Annotated in this window: 19 protein-coding genes; 17 read left to right on the forward strand and 2 right to left on the reverse strand. The window is 65.5% G+C overall.

Annotated features, from left to right (window positions below):
* Positions 1–5 precede the first annotated feature (5 nt).
* Positions 6–641 (forward strand): TetR/AcrR family transcriptional regulator, encoded by a 636-nt coding sequence (locus ACFXHA_RS01975; protein ID WP_379352140.1) that lies wholly within the window; start codon positions 6–8, stop codon positions 639–641.
* Positions 642–672: 31 nt separating this feature from the next.
* Here the strand turns inward: ACFXHA_RS01975 and ACFXHA_RS01980 are convergent, their stop codons facing one another.
* Positions 673–1059, reverse strand: a complete 387-nt coding sequence (locus ACFXHA_RS01980; protein WP_379352141.1) for a hypothetical protein — start codon at positions 1057–1059, stop codon at positions 673–675.
* A gap of 58 nt (positions 1060–1117) precedes the next feature.
* Here ACFXHA_RS01980 and ACFXHA_RS01985 point away from each other — a divergent pair, with 58 nt between their 5' ends.
* The 11 genes from ACFXHA_RS01985 to ACFXHA_RS02035 all read left to right on the forward strand — a co-directional run bounded on the left by ACFXHA_RS01985 (position 1118) and on the right by ACFXHA_RS02035 (position 12786).
* Positions 1118–1723 (forward strand): class I SAM-dependent methyltransferase, encoded by a 606-nt coding sequence (locus ACFXHA_RS01985; protein ID WP_379352142.1) that lies wholly within the window; start codon positions 1118–1120, stop codon positions 1721–1723.
* An 87-nt stretch (positions 1724–1810) separates the two neighbouring features.
* On the forward strand, positions 1811–3145 hold the full coding sequence (locus tag ACFXHA_RS01990) for an alpha/beta hydrolase domain-containing protein (protein WP_379352143.1): 1335 nt from the start codon (positions 1811–1813) through the stop codon (positions 3143–3145).
* A gap of 314 nt (positions 3146–3459) precedes the next feature.
* Entirely contained in the window at positions 3460–4770 is a 1311-nt protein-coding gene (locus tag ACFXHA_RS01995; protein WP_379352144.1) for a DegT/DnrJ/EryC1/StrS family aminotransferase, read from the forward strand.
* Positions 4767–5939, forward strand: a complete 1173-nt coding sequence (locus tag ACFXHA_RS02000) for an MFS transporter (RefSeq protein ID WP_379352145.1) — start codon at positions 4767–4769, stop codon at positions 5937–5939. The genes ACFXHA_RS01995 and ACFXHA_RS02000 overlap by 4 nt, the downstream gene beginning before the upstream one ends.
* Positions 5936–6877, forward strand: a complete 942-nt coding sequence (locus ACFXHA_RS02005) for a sulfotransferase (protein WP_379352146.1) — start codon at positions 5936–5938, stop codon at positions 6875–6877. Before ACFXHA_RS02000 ends, ACFXHA_RS02005 begins: the two co-directional genes overlap by 4 nt.
* Positions 6878–6895: 18 nt before the next feature.
* Positions 6896–7705, forward strand: coding sequence for an SDR family NAD(P)-dependent oxidoreductase (locus ACFXHA_RS02010; protein ID WP_379352147.1), 810 nt, complete (start codon positions 6896–6898; stop codon positions 7703–7705).
* On the forward strand, positions 7699–8574 hold the full coding sequence (locus ACFXHA_RS02015) for a family 3 encapsulin nanocompartment shell protein (RefSeq protein ID WP_379352148.1): 876 nt from the start codon (positions 7699–7701) through the stop codon (positions 8572–8574). Before ACFXHA_RS02010 ends, ACFXHA_RS02015 begins: the two co-directional genes overlap by 7 nt.
* 9 nt (positions 8575–8583) lie before the next feature.
* On the forward strand, positions 8584–9873 hold the full coding sequence (locus ACFXHA_RS02020) for an NAD(P)/FAD-dependent oxidoreductase (RefSeq protein ID WP_379352149.1): 1290 nt from the start codon (positions 8584–8586) through the stop codon (positions 9871–9873).
* Positions 9874–9885: 12 nt separating this feature from the next.
* A complete protein-coding gene (locus ACFXHA_RS02025; RefSeq protein ID WP_379352150.1) occupies positions 9886–10605 on the forward strand; it encodes an aspartate/glutamate racemase family protein in 720 nt (239 codons plus the stop codon).
* A gap of 390 nt (positions 10606–10995) precedes the next feature.
* Positions 10996–12021, forward strand: coding sequence for a hypothetical protein (locus ACFXHA_RS02030; protein WP_379352151.1), 1026 nt, complete (start codon positions 10996–10998; stop codon positions 12019–12021).
* 24 nt (positions 12022–12045) lie between these two features.
* Positions 12046–12786: a nitroreductase family protein gene (locus ACFXHA_RS02035; protein WP_379352152.1), complete on the forward strand. Its 741-nt coding sequence runs from the start codon at positions 12046–12048 to the stop codon at positions 12784–12786.
* Between the two features lie 16 nt (positions 12787–12802).
* Here ACFXHA_RS02035 and ACFXHA_RS02040 read toward each other — a convergent pair whose 3' ends face one another.
* On the reverse strand, positions 12803–13303 hold the full coding sequence (locus ACFXHA_RS02040; RefSeq protein ID WP_379352153.1) for a hypothetical protein: 501 nt from the start codon (positions 13301–13303) through the stop codon (positions 12803–12805).
* On the opposite strand from ACFXHA_RS02040, the gene ACFXHA_RS02045 reads away from it, so the two are divergent.
* From ACFXHA_RS02045 to ACFXHA_RS02065, 5 genes are all read left to right on the forward strand, one after another.
* Positions 13297–13899: a TetR/AcrR family transcriptional regulator gene (locus ACFXHA_RS02045; RefSeq protein WP_379352154.1), complete on the forward strand. Its 603-nt coding sequence runs from the start codon at positions 13297–13299 to the stop codon at positions 13897–13899. The genes ACFXHA_RS02040 and ACFXHA_RS02045 overlap by 7 nt on opposite strands.
* Before the next feature lie 797 nt (positions 13900–14696).
* A complete protein-coding gene (locus tag ACFXHA_RS02050; RefSeq protein ID WP_379352155.1) occupies positions 14697–15344 on the forward strand; it encodes an MspA family porin in 648 nt (215 codons plus the stop codon).
* A gap of 124 nt (positions 15345–15468) precedes the next feature.
* Positions 15469–15687, forward strand: coding sequence for a hypothetical protein (locus tag ACFXHA_RS02055; protein ID WP_379352156.1), 219 nt, complete (start codon positions 15469–15471; stop codon positions 15685–15687).
* 611 nt (positions 15688–16298) lie between these two features.
* On the forward strand, positions 16299–16988 hold the full coding sequence (locus tag ACFXHA_RS02060) for a hypothetical protein (protein ID WP_379352157.1): 690 nt from the start codon (positions 16299–16301) through the stop codon (positions 16986–16988).
* A gap of 27 nt (positions 16989–17015) precedes the next feature.
* The gene (locus ACFXHA_RS02065) at positions 17016–17651 is read left to right on the forward strand and encodes a hypothetical protein (RefSeq protein WP_379352158.1); all 636 of its coding nucleotides are present in this window, start codon (positions 17016–17018) and stop codon (positions 17649–17651) included.
* Positions 17652–17731 lie beyond the last annotated feature (80 nt).

The raw sequence follows: 17731 nt of genomic DNA on the forward strand, positions 1-17731 counted from the left end.
TTCACGTGACCACTGACGACGGCAGGAGACTGCGCGGGAACCGCACGCGGGAATCCGTGCTCGAGACGGCGCTCAATGCGGCCTCGATCGATGGATTGAACGGGTTGACGCTGGGTCGCCTTGCTACCGGGCTGGGAATTAGTAAGTCGGCGCTGTTCACCCATTGGCCTGATAAACAGGCACTCCAGCTCGCTGTTGTCGAGCAGGCGGCTCAGCAGTGGGAGGATCGGGTGGCGCGGCCCGCGCTCGAGGGCCGGGCGGGACTGGCCGCACTCTGGGCACTTCAGGAGTCTCGCCAGCAGTTCTACATCGACGCGGTATTGCCGGGCCGCTGTTTCTTCGTCACTACCCAGGCTGAGTTCGACGACCATCCGGGGCCGGTTCAGGACCGCCTGCGCACCCTGCTCGTCGAATGGGAGGCCTTGCAGGTCAACCTGATTCACGCCGGGATCCAGGCGGGGGAACTCCGCCCGGACACACCCGCCGCCGAATTGGCCTTCGAACTCGACGCACTGGGCCAAGCCGTCGTCACCCGTGCGCGCCTACTCGACGCGGACACGACTTTCGCTCATGCCCGCCGCGCCATCCTCGACCGCCTCCGCCATTACGCCCTCCAGCAGGACATCCTGCCCGCGAACTAGAAACGACGGCCCGGAGAAGGTTGCTGGCGCGCTATTTCGGTACGTCACCGCCCAGAATGCGTTGCCATTGTTCGGCGAAGACCGTGGGTAGGTCGGCGCGCGGGGACCGTATTCCGATCTCCGCATATCCACCGCCCCGAACCGGGTGCAGTCTGCCTGTCTTGTTCTTCCACGATTCCCAGCCGACTTTGCGATACCAGTCGCCAGGAAGGAAGGCCGTGCGTCCGGCCCGTCGTGTCTTGTCACGGACGATGAGACCCCGGCCGATGAGCTGCTCTTCGACAGCCTTGTGCTGCTTGGCATTCCAGCCGTTCCACGCCCGAACTTTGCGATCGGTGGGTTTGCGTATCGCGAGCAGTTCACTACCCGCGGGATAGCATTTACTGACGGTGATGCGTAATCGGCTGATACGATCCACAATTGGGCTCGTCGTATCGGATAGACCCTTCCTATCCCCACCGCTGATCGGGACTCTCATGTCCGACCTCGCCAGCCTGCCAACGCGGCCGGGTCCACCGCAGCGTCGTCGAAAGCCTCTGCGACTACCCTCGGCATTTCGGTACTACGAAGTGGAGCTGCCAGGTCGGCTGTCCGACAAGGCTGACCGCCTCACGACCGCCGGTCTCGTTCCGACCTGCGACCGCCGTCCGATCGATGCCGATCTCACCGGCGACTGGCACCAACTCGTCATCGACGCAGGACTGCGTACCGACGAACCGACGCTGTGGTTCGCCGAAGGGCTGATCCAATATCTGCCGAAGGAGCGGGCCCGAAACCTCTTCCACGACATGCACGCGCTGTCGGCCACGGGCTCGGCCGCTTGCGGAGACTTCGTCGACGGCGAGTTCTTCAGCGAGCCCGAACATCACCGAATGCTCAGTCGCATCGCAACCTTGGGACTCAGCATGACCAGCATCGACGATCCCATCCACTGGTTCGCACACGAAGGCTGGTCAGCGCAGATCTTTCGGCCGTCCGACCTGCTGGCAGGATCCCACCCGTTCCTGTCGATACCGATTCCGGAACGTCTCGCAGTACGGCGACCGGGTATCGGATACTTCCTCGCGAAATACCAGCCGTGACATACAAAATCAAACCTCCATCAACCAAGCACTTGTTAGGGTTCGAGGATGGGGCATTTCGGTCCGGTCGCTGGTTCTATCCATATGGTGTCGACGTTCTTCCCGCTGTCGGATGTCGGGTATGTCGCTGAGGAGTACTTCCTGTCCGGCACGGCGGAGTCCTATCGACTGCGTGGTTCGGCTGGTGACGACGGGGTTTGGGCGACCGAGGTGGACGGGAGTGCGCCGTTCACGACGCGGCTCGTGGTTTACCGGCCGGTGGAGGGCTACTCCGGAACGGCCGTCGTGGAATGGCTCAACGCGTCCTCCGGCGCGGATGCGCCGCCGATCTGGCTGTTGGCGCATCGGCAGTTGATCCGGGCTCGGATGGCCTGGGTCGGGGTCACCGCGCAGTATGCGCCGATCCACGGCGGCAGTGTCATGGCCGCGGCCGCGGAGGGGGACGAGAGCTGGAACTCGGTGCTGCTGCCGCCGTTGAAGCAGACGGATCCGGTTCGGTACGCGGATCTTTCGCATCCCGGGGATGGCTACAGCTATGACATCTACCGGCAGTCGGGGGAGTTGGTCGGCAAGCTGCTGAGCGGGACCCGTCAACTCCTCGCAGCGGGGCAGTCTCAGTCCGCGGCCACGCTGGTGACATTCGTGAATGCCATTGCGCCACATGGGTCCCCGTATGACGGGTACCTCATCGACGGGCGGCCGGGTCACCCTGCCACCCTGACCGGCTGGGGGGATCTGGAGGCGCTCGACGGCGGTATCCGGGTGCGTGCGGACTCCGCCGCACCGGTGCTGGTGCTCCAAACCGAAACCGACGTGGTCGGTTTCATGCGCTCGATCGACTCCCGCCAACCTGACTCCGATCGGTTTCGGCTCTGGGAACTGCCCGGCGCCGCGCACGCCGACTCCTACACCGTGGGCGCGTCGTTCACCGACTCGGGCGCCCTGACCCCGGCGGAACTGGTCGAGCGCATGGCGCCGCGCCGCAATCCACTCGGCGTCGATTTCCCCGAGCCGATCAATTCCGGGCCACAGCATCACTATGTCCTGCAACGAGCCATCGCCGCCCTGTCCCGCTGGGCCGAGGGCGGACCCGCTCCGGCACAGGCGGATCGGCTCGAGACATCGGCCGGTGAACTGGTGCTGGACCACCACGGCAACGCGCTGGGCGGCATCCGCACACCCTGGCTCGACGTACCCCTGGCGGTGCTGTCCGGGCTCGGCCAGGAGGGCGGCGGCCCCGCGGTCATGTTCGGTTGCACCCGACCACTTCCCGGACCGCCACCGGACAACTACCTCACCGCATTCCGGGCGGCCACCGACAAAACGGTCGCGGCAGGCTTCCTGCTGGCCGACGACGTCCCGGAGATCCTCGCAGCCGCAGCCGTGAACCACGCATCGAGCACCGAGGATGCATCACGCTAGACGGGTAGTTCAGTTCCGACCCGACCGCGTCAAGCGCGTGACGTAGGCCCAGCTGTCACATTGCTCCGGCCATCGCGTCGGCGGTGGCGAACTGATTCCGGCAACTAGTCAAGACCGAAGATCCGTTGGGGCACAACAGGTTGCGCGATGATCCGTTTCGGACGCGTGACCAAGATTTAACGACATTTCGGGCATGAGTCACGGAAATCGGCGTAGCGTGCCTTGAACATTCACCGAGGTTCCCCGCGATGAGAGCTTCGGCAGGCAAGCTGTCGCAACCGTCGGCCCGGTGTCGGCGAGTAGCCAGAAAAACGATGGCGGACAACGTGATTGATGATTCGACATCTGCCCCGACAACACCTGTCACGCTGGCGCTGTCCGGCGGGGATCCGGTGCGGCGCACCGCTTGGCCCACCTACGACCGGGGCGCGGTGTGCGTCCATCCCGAGGATGAGGAAGCGGCGTTGCGCGCCCTGCGCAGTCACCTCTACTTCCGATACGACCACCGCCCGCATCACGAGACCGAGTGCGCGCAATTCGAGGCGGAGGTGTGCCGCTACTTCGGATCCGGGTACGCGCTGGCCACTTCCAGCGGCACCACCGCCCTGACCCTCGCGGTCATGGCCGCCGGGATCGAACCTGGGAGTCTGATCGCTTGTCCCGGTTTCACTTTCGCCGCTACGCCCAGTTCCATCCTGCTTGCCGGGTGCACGCCGTTCCTAGTTGATGTCGACGAAAACCTGCACCTGGACGTGGCCGATCTGCGTAGCCGGTGGACCCCGCGGATCAAGGCGATCGTGGTGGTCCATATGCGCGGTTTCGCCGGAGACATGGGGGCATTGCTGCATTTCGCCGAAGAGCAGGGGGTACCGGTCTTCGAGGACGCGGTCCCGGCGCTCGGTGCGCAACTGGAGGGGCGCAAACTCGGCACCTTCGGCCTGGCCGGGGCATTCAGCACCCAGTCGGACAAGTCGCTCAACAGTGGCGAGGGCGGCTTCCTGATCACCGATGATGCCACCCTGTTCGCCCGTGCCACAGTACTTTCCGGCGCCTATGAGGGGCGGTTACGGCGGCACTTTCCCGACGGCGACCCGCCGATCCCGACCGATCTGGAGCTGCCGTTGTTCAGCTTCCGGATGGACGAGATCCGGGCCGCGCTGCTGCGGTCCGAACTGGGCCGGCTTCCACTGCGGCTGGCCGCCTTTCGCGAGAACTACGACTATGTCGCCGCGGCGCTGGCCGACCTCGACGGCATTATTGTCCGCAGACCGGTGGCCCCCGGCGCCTATCTCGGCGAGGCATTCATCTTCCGAGTCCTCGACGGCCGCGCGCAGTGGTTCGCGCGGGCGCTGTGCCGCGAGGGCGTCGACGCACGCAATCTCGGCTCGAACGACGACCACAATATTCGCGCCTTCTGGAACTGGCGATTCCTGTTCCGCGGCATGGAAACCGCCGCGATCAAGGCGTCTCTGCCGAACGCGACCCGTTATCTGCAACAGGCGGTGGACATTCCGCTGTCCTCGACCCTGACGCGGGCCGACTGCGACGATCTGATCGCCGCAGTGCGGAAGGTAGCGGCCGTACTCACCGCGGAATCGAATTCCTCGTGGACCGGCCACCGATGACGGCGCACTCCGAGACCGGAACGCTCCCGCGGCTCGCGCTCGCCGCAGTGTTCGGCGGATTGTTCTGCGGCTACCTGGGTCTGTCCGCGGCCATCCCGGTACTGCCGGACCACGTCCGAAACCAGTTCGGTGCGGGCGATCTCACGGTCGGGGTCGTGGTGACGGCCACGGCGCTGACCGCGCTGCTCACCCGGCCGGTCTTCGGCGGACTGGCCGACCGGCACGGCTACCGGTCGGTCATGCGGTTCGGCGCGCTCGCCCTCACCGTCGGCGGGCTGCTGTATTTCCTGCCGCTCGGCCTGGCCGGTCTGATCGCGGTACGGCTGCTGGTCGGCGTGGGCGAGGCCGCACTGTTCACCGCGGGAGCCGCCTGGACCGTCCTGCTCGCACCGCACAATCGGCGCGGGCAATTGATCGGGCTGTACGGCGTCGCTATGTGGGGTGGGATCTCGCTGGGAACGGCGCTCGGCGCTGCGCTGCGGCACTTCGGGATCGATGCGGTCTGGACACTGTGTGCCGCAATGCCTTTCGCCGGTCTTGCGCTGATCAGCATTGTCGCTCCCGAGCCGCAGGTGGCGCGGGCCGGCGGAGGTCGTGGACTGATGCTGCGACCGGCCGCGCTGCCCGGCCTGGCACTGGCACTCGCCGCCGCAGGGTACGTCGGACTGGCCGCGTTCATCATCCGCGACCTGCAGGTGCGTGGAATCGGATCCGGCGCAGTCGTATTGAGTGTCTTCAGCGCGGTCTACGCCGGTACGCGGCTGGTCATCGGGAAGCTGCCGGACCAGCTCGGGCCGCGCCGAGTCGGCACCTGGTCCGGTATCGGCGAGGCGGCCGGGCTGCTGATCGTCGCGTGGTCACCGAATCTGCCGGTGGCGGTGCTCGGCGTCGTCGTCATGGGGGTCGGGTTCTCATTGCTGCACCCGTCGCTGGCGCTGATGGTCATGAACAGCACCGACAGCACCAAACAGGGTGCGGCGCTGGGGGCTTACACCTCGTTCTGGGATCTGGGCCTGTTCGTCTGGGGCCCGGCGACCGGGGCCATCGCGAGCGGATTCGGCTACCCCGCCGTGTATCTCGTCGGCGCGTGCTGCGCGCTCACCGCGGCGGTCATGGCCGGGACGATTCGGCAGCCGGCCGCCCCGCTCGAGAAGGGAGTCGGCGGATGACGAGCGCATCGCCGGTCAAGGTCCTGTGCGTTATCGGATGGTGCCGCAACGGCAGCACCATCCTCGGCAATATCCTCAATGAGATTCCCGGCGTAGTCCATGTCGGGGAATTGCACTTCCTCTGGAAGAACGCGGCGGGCCGCGGCGTGAACGAGCTGTGCGGCTGCGGGCACAAGCTTGTCGACTGCCCGTTGTGGTCCACGATCCTGCCGGTCGGGCGGCCCGCTGGGACCACGCTGGAAGCCCACGCCGACATGGTCATTCGGCGCCAGCTCGGCTATGTCCGGACCAGGCACACCTGGCAGGTACTCGGGCGGGGTCTGCGCAATGGCGAGATCCGCGCACATGCCGACCTGCTGAGCGGGATCTACCGGGCCGTCGCGGAACGCAGCGATTCACGGGTGATCGTCGATACCTCGAAGATGCCGGGGGAGGCGGCTCTGCTGGCACGTATGGACGGCATCACGCCCTATTACGTCCATCTGGTGCGTGATCCGCGCGCCGTGGCCCAATCGTGGAGCAAGCCGAAGGACTACGTGTACGCCATGGGTGCGGGGAAGAGCACCGGCTACTGGACCGGCTTCAATCTCGCGTCGCATGCGATCGCCCGGCGTTATCCGCAACGGTCGATGTTCCTGCGCTACGAGGACTTCATCGCCGAGCCCGCGGCGACGGTCGACTCCCTGCTGCGGTGGTGCGAGATCGACCCGGCGGCCAATCCGATGACCGATCGAACTGTGGAGCTGCACGCCAATCACACGGTCACCGGCAATCCGGACCGTTTCAACACCGGTGTCACCGAGATCCGCCCGACCGACGACTCCTGGCGCAGCGCGCTGCCGGATTCGGCCAAGCGCACTGCCTCGCTGCTGTCCTGGCCGCTCTCGCTCCGGTACGGATACCTCAGCGGGGACCCGCAGGCCAACGGAAGGGGTTGAGCGGCAGTGGATCTCGGATTGACCGATAAGGTCGCACTGGTCGCCGGCGGATCCAGCGGCATCGGGCTGGCGATCGCTCGCGAGCTGGCCGCCGAGGGCGCGCATGTCGCCATCGGCGCGCGCGACCCGGGACGGCTCGCCATCGCCGAGCGGGCGATCAAAGCGGTGGCGCGCGGCCGGATCCATGCCACGCGCGTGGACATCACCGACGCCGCGGCAGTCCACCGCTGGGTCGACGAGGTGGCCGCCGAGTTCGGCGGACTCCATATCGTCGCCGTCAGCGGTGGCACGCCACCGACCGGTAGTGCGGCGACTTTTGCGTCGGTGGCTTACCGGGAGGCGGTCGACACGGTGCTGATGCCCGCGGTCGAACTGGCACTCGCGGCCGTGCCTCACCTGCGTGACGCGCACTGGGGCAGGCTGCTTTTCATAGCCTCGGAAACGGCCGCTGTTCCCATCAGCGGATTGGCCCTGTCCGGCGTGACCAGGGCGGCCCTCGTGCGATTCGCCCAATCACTCGCCGCCGACCTGGGCCCCGACGGCGTCACCGTCAATGTGATCGCACCCAGCGCGACCCGGACACCGCTGCTCGAACGAGTCCTGACGCAGGGATCCACCGACGGGATCGACGATCAGCTCGCGGCCGTCGGCCGGAAGACCGCCGTCGGCCGGGTCGCACTTCCCGACGAAATTGCCGCACTCGCAGCCTTTTTGGCCGGCGAACGGGCGGGCTACATCACCGGCACCGTTCAGCTGATCGACGGCGGCTCGAGCGTGCTCGGCGCGTCCTCATCGCACTACACCGTTTCCCAGGAGGGGACATGTTGAAGGCAGACACCGTCAAACCCACACTGGCGCAGGTCGTCGCCGACCGGAAGCAGGAGATGTCGCCGGGCCGCAGGTTTGTCGAGGCCTGCGCCGAGCACGGGCTGGATGCGGCGGTCGAGTACGACGTGACCATCACCGATTCGCTGACCAGCTCGCGACGCAAACCGCGCAATCCCGCCCGCACTATGCTCAGGACCGTCGACCTGTCGCGCGATCCGCGCCAATTCTATTGGCACGAAAGCGCTCCCGAGGCAGGCGACGCTCCGATCGAGGGTGCCGAGGTCCGACGCGAACTGGCCAGCCGATTCGGCAAATCACCGATTCCGGAGCTGCTCACCACCACGGCGTGGGTGCAGGTCCCGCCGGATCTGTGGAAGGATCCCGAAACCTTCGAGACCTTCATCAACTACCGCCTGATCGTCCGGCTCTGCACCGCCGAGAACGTCACGATCATCAGCGGCGAAGGCGGGCTGCTGAACCTGCCCGGGATCGAAAGGATGACGTCGCCGGGGCCGTTCGCGTCGGCAATCCTGCGCGCCTGCAACGAGATCGAGCAGATGGGCGGCACGGCGGACGGCATGATCATCAATCCGGTGGACTACTACCGCGCGATGGGTACCGGACGGCTGATGGACGATCTGGAACAGAACGGGGTGTTCATCGTCCGGACCCGCCTGGTCGAGCCCGGGTCCGCCATCGTCGGCGATTTCGGGCACGGTGCACAGCTTTTCGACGCCGGACGTTCGGTGATCCGCTTCGCCGAAGCACCCGAAGGGACGTTCACCGAGCCCGGTATCGCACTGAAGGCCGAGATCTACGAGCGGGTCGTGGTCAATCTGCCGACGAACTTCTTCGTCGTCAGCGTCTAGGCCGAAGTCGTGACACCCGAGCGGGAAACCCCCGAGCTCGATGACCCGGACGTCGTAGTCATCGGCGGGGGAGTCGTCGGACTGTGCTGTGCCCAGCAGTTGCGGCGGCGTGGGGCGACGGTCACGGTGCTCGAGCGCGGCGCGCTCGGCGGACCGCAGTCGTGTTCCTACGGCAACACGGGATTCGTCGGCACCCACGGCGCGGCACCGCTGGCCGAACCCGGCATGCGCGCGCTCGCCGTTCCCGGTGTGACCGAACCGGATTCACCCTGGTACATCACACCGTCGGCGGACGCCGAGTTGACGCGCTGGCTGGAGCATTTCCGGCGCGCCTGCTCGGCCGAGGCGGCCGCGTCCGGATTCCGGACGCTGATCGGTATGAAGAAGCGCAGCCTGCAGCTGCTGCTCGAGCTGTGCGCGACCGAGCGCATTGCCGCGACCCTCGCATCCCCGGGCATCGTACTGGCCTTCAAGACCGAGCGGGGTTTCGACGAGGCGAAACGGGGCGTCGAGCAGACCGTCGCCGGCGGTGTGCCACTGCGGGTGCTGGGTCCGGGCGAGCTCGACGAACTCGAGCCGAAGACCGTGTTCGATATCCATGGCGCGCTGTACAACCCGCAGGGCGCGTACCTTCACGTCCCCGAGTTCATCGTCGAGTTCGGCCGCGTCCTCAGAGAGTCGGGCGTGGAGATCCGTGAGCACACCGAGGTCACCGAGTTCGAAGTACGGGATCGAAATGTCCTGCGCCTCAAAACCACTCGTGGCGAGCTGCGTCCCGGCACCGTAGTCATCACCGCGGGCGCATGGTCGGGGGAGTGCGCACGCCTGGCGGGCATCGACCTGATGCTGCAACCCATCAAGGGACACAGCGTGACCGTGGCTATGCCACCGGGCGCGCCCGGTAGGCCGGTCCTGCTGAGCGAGGGCAAGGTGGCGATGGTCGCGCTCGGCGATCGGCTGCGGATCGGCGGGCAACTCGAGCTCACCGGGATGAGCACCGAGGTCTCCGAACATCGAGTGGGGTTGCTGCTGCGTACCGTGCGCGAATACCTTCCCGCACTGGAGGAAACGCCAACTCTGCAGACCTGGAGCGGATTACGGCCGTGCACTCCCGACAGCCTGCCCCTGATCGGTCCCGCGGGCGGTCTCCGCAACGTGCTCATCGCCGCCGGGCACGGCCACATCGGCATGGGACTCGCTCCCGCGAGCGGCGAACTCATCGGCCAGCTGATCGCAGGCGAACAACCACTCACCGACCCGATCCCCTTGCGGCCGAATCGATTCAGCACTTCCACCTGAAACGGCGACGACATGGCAGAACCAGCGGACATCAGGATCGGCGTCCTGTGTCTCGACACCGCTTTCACCAAGTTCCCCGGCCACATCCGCAATCCGGCGACCTTCGACTTCCCGATCACCTACCAGGTCGTCCACGGCGCAACCCCGCGCCGCGTAGTGACCGAAGCGGATCCGACACTGCTCGAACCGTTCATCGACGCGGCCCGAAAACTCGAATCCGAAGGCGTAGCGGCAATCACCACCGCCTGCGGATTCCTCGTCATCTTCCAGCAGCGCCTGGCCGCCGCCGTCCGCATCCCGCTCTACACCTCGAGCCTCATCCAATTACCGATGGTCCACCGCATGCTGGCCGCCTCTCGCCCAGTCGGCCTGCTGGTCGCCGACGAAAACTCCCTCACCCGCCGCCATCTGGCCGCGATCGGCGGCGAGACCGTGCCGATCCGCGTCGCCGGAATGTCCGCCCACCCAGAATTCCGCGAGGTCATCCTCGAAGGCGGCCGCAACAATCTCGACGCCGACCGCCTCGGCCGCGAGGTACTCACCGAGGTCGACCGACTAGCCAACCGCAGCCCCGAGATAGGCGCGCTGATCATCGAATGCACCGATCTGGTGCCCTACCGCCACACCATCCAACAACACCTCGGCATCCCCGTCTTCGACATAGTCACCCTCACCGAAATGGTCCACCGCACCCTCTCCCACCACCCCTTCGACGGCGGCCACAACGTCTGAAGGTTGGGATCGGGTTCAGCCGATCCAATGTCGTCCGCACCTCCGGCGTCGAATTCGGCTGGGCGGTGTTCAGGCTCTGGGAGAGTGCGGGCTACCCGGCCAGACAAGCATGGATCCTTCATGCGCTGGGTCTACTCGGTGATGACACGGTTGCCGAGCAGCTGCGGACGATGATTCAAGCATGGCCGACCGCGGGTGCCAGCACCCGCGCTGCGGACGGACTATCGGTTCTCGCGATGATCGGCAGCGATGTGGCCCTGGACCAGTTGCGAATAATCGCCCGCGAGAGCAAGTCCGGGCCGTTACGTAGACGAGCCACCGAGAAAATACGCGGGGCGAAGCCATTCGCCGTGCCATAGGCTGAGCCTCCGGGGACGAATGGGGGAGCGGATGCGGTGGTCGCTGTGGTGGCGGCGGACGTGGATTGCCGGGCTTACGGTGCTGGTGCTTGTCATCGCTGTGGTTGCGGGAATGGTGGTCGGGCTGCGGCTGGAGTATGCAGGGACGCCGACGGCGCGTACCAGGGGGCGGGACGCACTCTGGCTGGGGCACGAATGGATCGATGGCCGCAAAGACGAAAGTGACGTCGCCGCACTGAAGGCGCAGTTGGCTGACTCCGGCATCAAGGATCTTTACGTCTTCTCCGGTCCGCTCGACTCCGATGGAAGTCTTCCCGACGACCGGCATCCCAATGCGTCATGGTTCGTGGACGCCGTGCACCGCGAGATTCCCAACGCCCGGGTGCAGGCCTGGTTGGGAAACTTTGTCGCGCCGGACTACCCGGACGAATTGCATCTCGACGCCCCCGACGTGCGGGGAAACATTCTCGCGTCCACCGGACAGCTACTGGATCTCGGATTCGACGGCGTGCATTACGATTTCGAGCCGATCCGCTCGGACACCGCCGATTTCCTCACCCTGCTGGACCAAGCCCACGCCCTCACCACGGGCCGCCACGCCCTACTGTCGATCGCCGCTCCCCAAATAGACCCGCTACCTGGATTGCACGCCCCCTATCTCGTGGTAGTCGGACATGAAAAGTGGTGGTCGCAAGCGTATTTCGCCGCGGCGGCACATCGAGTGGATCAAATCGCCGTGATGTCCTACGACACGGGCATGCCCTACCAGTTCATGTACGGCGGCTATGTCGCTCAACAGACCACCCTCGCCCTCCAGGTCACGCCCGCATCCGTCGACTTGCTGATGGGCCTACCGGCCTACCAATGGGACAGCATCGCCCACCACAGCTCAGCGGAAACCGTCGACGTAGCAATCCGAGCCATCCGACTGGGCCTGGGCCGCACCGCTCCCACCCGCCCCGCCTTCGGTGTAGCCATCTTCGTCGACTACACCGCCACCCCCGCGGACTGGGCCGCCTACCGAGCCAATTGGGTGACCACCGCACCGACCAGTTGAACCAGCACGGGAGGATGAAATCCTTTGACCGACACCACGAAACAACCCGTACCCATCGGGGCGGACGCGCCCGTCTTCGAGGTCATGCGCACCATGCGCGCCATGCGCCGACTGAAATCGGACCCCGTCCCCGAGGAACTGCTCACCACTCTCGTCGAGGCCGCGACGTGGGCTCCCAGCGGAAGCAATACCCAAGGCTTCCATTTCGTCGTGGTCACCGACCGTGACCGGATCGCCGCCGTCGCACGACTCTGGGATGTCGTGGCCGGCTACTACTTCGACGGCATCGCCCGCGCCGTGCCACCGGGATCGACCGAGGACGAACACGAGAAGACCCGTCGAGCCCTGCGCTACCAGCGCGAGCACTTCGCCGAAACCCCGGCGTTGATCGTCGCCTGCTACGACCAGGGACCCTACTTGGCGAGGCTGCGTGAACAGGCCCGCCACATCGGCGTCGCCACCGTCCGTCTGGGTCCACGGCGCGCTGCCGCCGTGATGCGCAATACCCCGCGGTTCACCGCAATGGGGGAGGCCGCCAGCATCTACCCCTGCGTCCAGAACCTGCTGCTGGCCGCTCGAACCCTCGGCCTCGGCGCTACCCTCACCACCTGGCACCAGCTCCTGGAATCCGAATTCAAAGCAGCACTGGGCATTCCACGCAGGGTGAAGACCTACGCGATCATCCCCGTCGGGTGGCCGCAAGGACGTCTCGGCCCCGTCAGCCGACGCCCGGCCACCGACATCATCCACCGCGATCACTGGTAGGACGGGCAGCCCGGGCTCAGCGTGCGGGGCCGACGTAGCGCGTGGCGAGGGCCGCGCCGCGCATCAGCCATTTGAAGGCTCTACTCGTCGGTCCCGGCAGCATTCCCGCCAGTTGCACGGCGTCGATGAGGTCGTAGAGAGTCTCACCCTCGTACATGAGGTGGTCTGCGTTGAAGTGGTATCGGTCCACCGCGGTGCACTGGATGAAGGCACCGTTGCCGGGAATGGCGATGGCGTCGTCGGTGTAGAGCTCGTGGTTGTAGCTCATGTCCCGCGCTTGCCAACTCCACCAGTACTTCTTGGCCCAGTCGAGAGTCCACGCGATATCGAAACCGCGCGCGGCATAGAAGGCGATCTTGTGTTCGTATTCGACGAACCATGCCTCGGTCATCGCCGTCAAGGCTGGTTCGTCGAGCACCTCGACCGGGGTCGCGCGGTTGGTCAGGATGCTCGGGATCGGTTGCGACAGACGGGATCGCCGAAGCGCTTGCTGGAACTGGCCGTCGGGGCGTGTCAAGAAGCTATGGCGGACGCAGCTCCGTCGACCGGGCCACCGAACGCCGCGCCCGGCTCATCGATGCGGGATTCTCGATCGTCGGCACCGAAGGTGTTGCGGCACTGGGGATGCGGGCCGTGTGCCGCGAGGCGGGACTGAGCCAGAAGTTCTTCTACGAAAGCTTCACCGACATCGACGAATTGCTGCACGCGGTCTATGCCGCAGCGCTGTCCCGGCTGGAAGGAGTGGTCGCGTCCGCCGTCGGCGCACATGACCTGCCCGCGGTATTCGACGCTGCCGCACGGCTGATGGAGGCAGACCCGCGCGTATGCCGGATCCTGCTGATCGAACCCGTCGCCGACATCCGACTACGCCACCATGTCCGCGAAACCATTCCGGCGATCATGGCAACCGCGTTCGGCGACCTGGTCACCGTGGCACCCGAGGATCCTCAGATCAAAATGCACTTCTCCGCCGTGTTCGGCGCACTGATCTCACTGTTCGTGGAATGGATCGAAGGCAACCTCGGCACCGACCGCGACGCCTTCGTCCGCCACGCCTGCGATGTCACGACCCGACTGATCCCCACGACATTCCCAGCGACACAACGCCTCTGACGCGTCCGAGAAAATCCGGGCCCCAACCCGACCCTTCCCAAAAGACGCGGGTGGTCGTGACTGAAGCTTCAGTCACGACCACCCGCGTACTGCCTGTATCCGGAGGGGGACACGACCACTACGCACACGCCATCAACCGGCAGAAACGGTTTTGTATCGACGGCTAGGTCACGCGATTGCCGCCCTCGGGGCAGCACGTACGGCGTCTGCAACAACCCCGCACACTCATGTTGAGCTGCGGATTTCCGCTGACATTCCTGCCCTGGGATGCGGCGACGAGTGTCGCCCGTCGGCCAGTGTGGCGACGCGCGAGCGAGTGATCCACCGATCCAGGTATCCACTGTTGTTCGGCCATTGCCCAATGACTTTCGGGCCGTGTTGACGGGGTCACACTTGTTCACGAGTTACGGCGAGACCACCCGCAAACTCAACTCTGAATATCCGCCACAGAGTTGCCGAATGCGCTCGGCGAGCGCTTCACGGCATTGATCGCGGGTGGTTCACGGGGACGAATTCCAGGGCTCGCAGTGTCACTGTGGCGTGGATCACCCCCGGGTGATTCCGGTGTGATGATCCAGCCGTTACCTGCGTAAACCCCGGTATGACAGCGGGTTTACACGGCGGTGTGACAGCCCCGAGTGTTCCGTTTCCATCGGGGTTCCAGCTGTAGTTGCCGAGTCGAAGCGGGAACGAGTTTCGAATCTCCTTAACTCATCGCCGACACCATCGACCCCCGCTCGAACCTGCTCAACGCCGCCGGGTTCGGGCGGGTCTTCAAGAAGGGGGAAGGCGAGAACATGGTCGCCACACGCACCGCACTCACCACCGCGCTCACCGCACCCATCGCCGCGGTCCTGCTGGCCTGGGCCTCGGGCACCGCCGGCGCCGACACCGTGCCCGACAAGAACCGCATCGTCGAGACCGACGACGGCTGGCAACTCTCGATCACCAAGACCGCCGAAAACCTCGACCGCTATCCGAACCTCGCCGCCACCATGTTCACCCGCGAAGGGTTCGTCGCCTTGAAAGCCGTAGCCGAGGTCAACGGTGCAGGGCGCCAACCCATCTCGTCCGGCGCCCTCACACTGGGCTACCAGATCGGCTGCCAGGTCGACGTCTCCAGCGGTCTGACCCTCGGTATGGGCTTCTCCATCGGCCCCAACGCCTCGGTCACCATCTCCCAGTTCCCCGGCGTCACGATCGGCGGTCAAGCCTCGATCAACCCCAACATCTCCACCACCCTGCGCCCCGGCTCGATCGCCACCATCGACTTCGGCACCAAACCCCTAGCCACCAACCGCGCCTCCATCACCGCCGACCAGGTCGAAATCAAAATCGACGCCTGCATGGGCCCGGTCACCCTGCGCTCCTACGCCACCGCACGCATCTCCACCCCCACCGCCGACAACACCGTCACCGTCTACGGCGACCCCATCTGGCTGTGAAAGACGCAGTGCCTCAATGCATTAGGCGACAACCCATAGTGAGATCCGCCTAGGAAGGTTGACACCGATGAATGAATCGACCCCCACCACCGTAGGCCACCGAGCCACATCTTCTGTACAACCCGTGAACTCGACCGCTGTCGCGATCGGCGGGCTCGTGCTCGGTGTGCTGCTGTTGGTCATGGCGTTCGCGAACCTGAACCGAATGCCGGGCTGGGCCGACGACTACGGCGCGATTCTTGTGTATCTGGCGTTCTTCGGATACATGTCTGCCGCCGGACGACTCACCTGGTGGGCCATCGATACGCTGCGCGAGCAGATCCAGACTCGCCGGGAACGCTGATGAAATCCCGCATGGAACGTCCCCTCGGTCTCATCCTGGCTACGGCAGCTGTCGGTCTCGGGGTCGGCTTCCTCGCCCTGCCCGTAGCTCCGACGGCAATCGCGTATGGATATGTGCCGTGCGAACAGTGGCAGGCTATGCACCCTGGCTGGCCGTGTATCGATGTGCCGACACCGCCGCCCGGCGGCCCGCCGACGGTGCCGACACTGCCGCCCATGCCTTCACAGACTCCAGGGATGCCGTCGCAGCCTGGTAACGGCGTCGGTGCAGGCGCACTCACCCCGCCCGCTGTACCGCCCGGGAATGGGACACCCATCGTGCCGGTGCCAGGCACCGAAACCTCAGAATCGCCCGGGACCAACAACCAACCGTCGGCTCAGCAGCCGATACCACCGACCGCGCCAGGCTCACCGCTGCCAGCGACCGGCGATGCGGTACCACCACCGAGCACGTATGAATCCACGCCCCCACCGATCGCGACACAGACAGCACCCCTGCCCCCGTCTCCCTCGGAAGCGCCCGCCCCCGATGCGGTGACCTCGCCCAATGCGCCGCAGCAAACCGCGTCCAGCAGCGGCGATGGACCGCGCGATTCACGCCTACCATTGTTGATGACCTTCGCCGTCGCGGCGTTTGGTGCCGGTGGGTTGCTGTTCAACCGCCGATTCGCCAACGGCGGTACTGCCCTGACACCTTCGGCCATTGACGGTCTGCCCGGCGTTCCCCCGCCGATCCCACCCAACCCCAACAACGCGCCGACCGTGACCTCCCGGTTCGACATCACTCGCCTGTATCCGGGTGTCTATGCCCCACCTGGCTGGCTGTCGCGCAACTTTAATGAGAACCCAGGAATTCCGGGCGTCTACAGTCCCGGCACAGGCCCGTTCAGCGGCTACGGCGATACGATACGTCTCGACCCTGACACCACCCCTGGGGCAGTGGGTCCCTGGTCCGGCAACGTTCTCAAGCCGGACCCCATCACAGGCAAGACCGGAATCTCCATTCCCACCGGTGGAAATGGCCCCGACGATCGCAACAACAGCCTCGACATCGATGTCACCAAGCAAGTGCAGCTGCGGATCGTCGGCCTGAAACCGGAGGCCGTCTCGTCCTTCGATCTAAATGGCAACCCGACCCTAGCGGTCACCTACCAACCTATGTATCAGGTGCGAACCGCGTACAGCGGAATCGGCACCATGATCGTGGCGCAACCTACCGAATGGACCGATATCTCAATTGCCGATGTCCAGCAACTCGAACGAATGGGTGCCTTCGTTCCGCAGATTCCCGCAATGCCTTAGTGCAGCAACGTCAGGAGGGAAACAACGATGAACAACCATCGGCCAGGGCCAACTCGCAAAACAGCAGCCGCGCTACGCCTTTGCTTGCTGGTCGCGGCCACAGTCTCCGGGCTTGCTCTGACAGCGTGTGGCGGGCAGTCGTCCAGCTCCACCGATACACCGTCAACAGCTGCCGGGGCGGGCCCGCTTACCGAGGCCACCGCACAGGACCGAATCCGGCAGTACCTCACCGAAACCCTCAACGCACTGCCCCCAGGGGCCGCACTGTCGGCTCCGCCCTCCGAGGTCGACGGCAAGAAACCCGAAGTCGACCTCCGGAACCTACCCGCGGCCCCCTGCGATGGCGACCTCAACAACATCACCGGTCCGAAGAAGGCTCAAGTCTGGTACTGGCTCACCGGCGTCCCAGTCACCAAAACCGCTGACTACTTCAACGACATTGTCCGCATCTGGCGAGACCGATTGTGGAACGTGACACCGATCAAAGCCGGAGAGCAGTCAAACGCCGTCACCACCGACGGCTATCTGCTCGCGGTCATTCTCGGCAAAGCCAGCAACACCGACAGCGAGAATGGTCTCGCCTTGGCCGGAACCTCACCGTGTTTCCCGAACACTGCGACCGGGACGACCACACCCCTACCTGTGACCATCGAGCAGCGTTGACAAATCCACAGGCGGTGGGTTCGCATCCGCTCGGGTAGCTGATACCGGGCAACATGCAACAGCCGGTTCGACAACACCGC

Source organism: Nocardia sp. NPDC059240, assembly GCF_042753865.1.
Lineage (GTDB): Bacteria > Actinomycetota > Actinomycetes > Mycobacteriales > Mycobacteriaceae > Nocardia.

Excerpts from the sequence above, each read along its gene's own strand:
- ACFXHA_RS01985 (WP_379352142.1), top strand. The coding sequence starts at position 1,118 with ATGTCCGACCTCGCCAGCCTGCCAACGCGGCCGGGTCCACCGCAGCGT.
- ACFXHA_RS01995 (WP_379352144.1), top strand. The coding sequence starts at position 3,460 with ATGGCGGACAACGTGATTGATGATTCGACATCTGCCCCGACAACACCT.
- ACFXHA_RS02000 (WP_379352145.1), top strand. The coding sequence starts at position 4,767 with ATGACGGCGCACTCCGAGACCGGAACGCTCCCGCGGCTCGCGCTCGCC.
- ACFXHA_RS02005 (WP_379352146.1), top strand. The coding sequence starts at position 5,936 with ATGACGAGCGCATCGCCGGTCAAGGTCCTGTGCGTTATCGGATGGTGC.
- ACFXHA_RS02015 (WP_379352148.1), top strand. The coding sequence starts at position 7,699 with ATGTTGAAGGCAGACACCGTCAAACCCACACTGGCGCAGGTCGTCGCC.
- ACFXHA_RS02025 (WP_379352150.1), top strand. The coding sequence starts at position 9,886 with ATGGCAGAACCAGCGGACATCAGGATCGGCGTCCTGTGTCTCGACACC.
- ACFXHA_RS02030 (WP_379352151.1), top strand. The coding sequence starts at position 10,996 with ATGCGGTGGTCGCTGTGGTGGCGGCGGACGTGGATTGCCGGGCTTACG.
- ACFXHA_RS02050 (WP_379352155.1), top strand. The coding sequence starts at position 14,697 with ATGGTCGCCACACGCACCGCACTCACCACCGCGCTCACCGCACCCATC.
- ACFXHA_RS02060 (WP_379352157.1), top strand. The coding sequence starts at position 16,299 with ATGACCTTCGCCGTCGCGGCGTTTGGTGCCGGTGGGTTGCTGTTCAAC.
- ACFXHA_RS02065 (WP_379352158.1), top strand. The coding sequence starts at position 17,016 with ATGAACAACCATCGGCCAGGGCCAACTCGCAAAACAGCAGCCGCGCTA.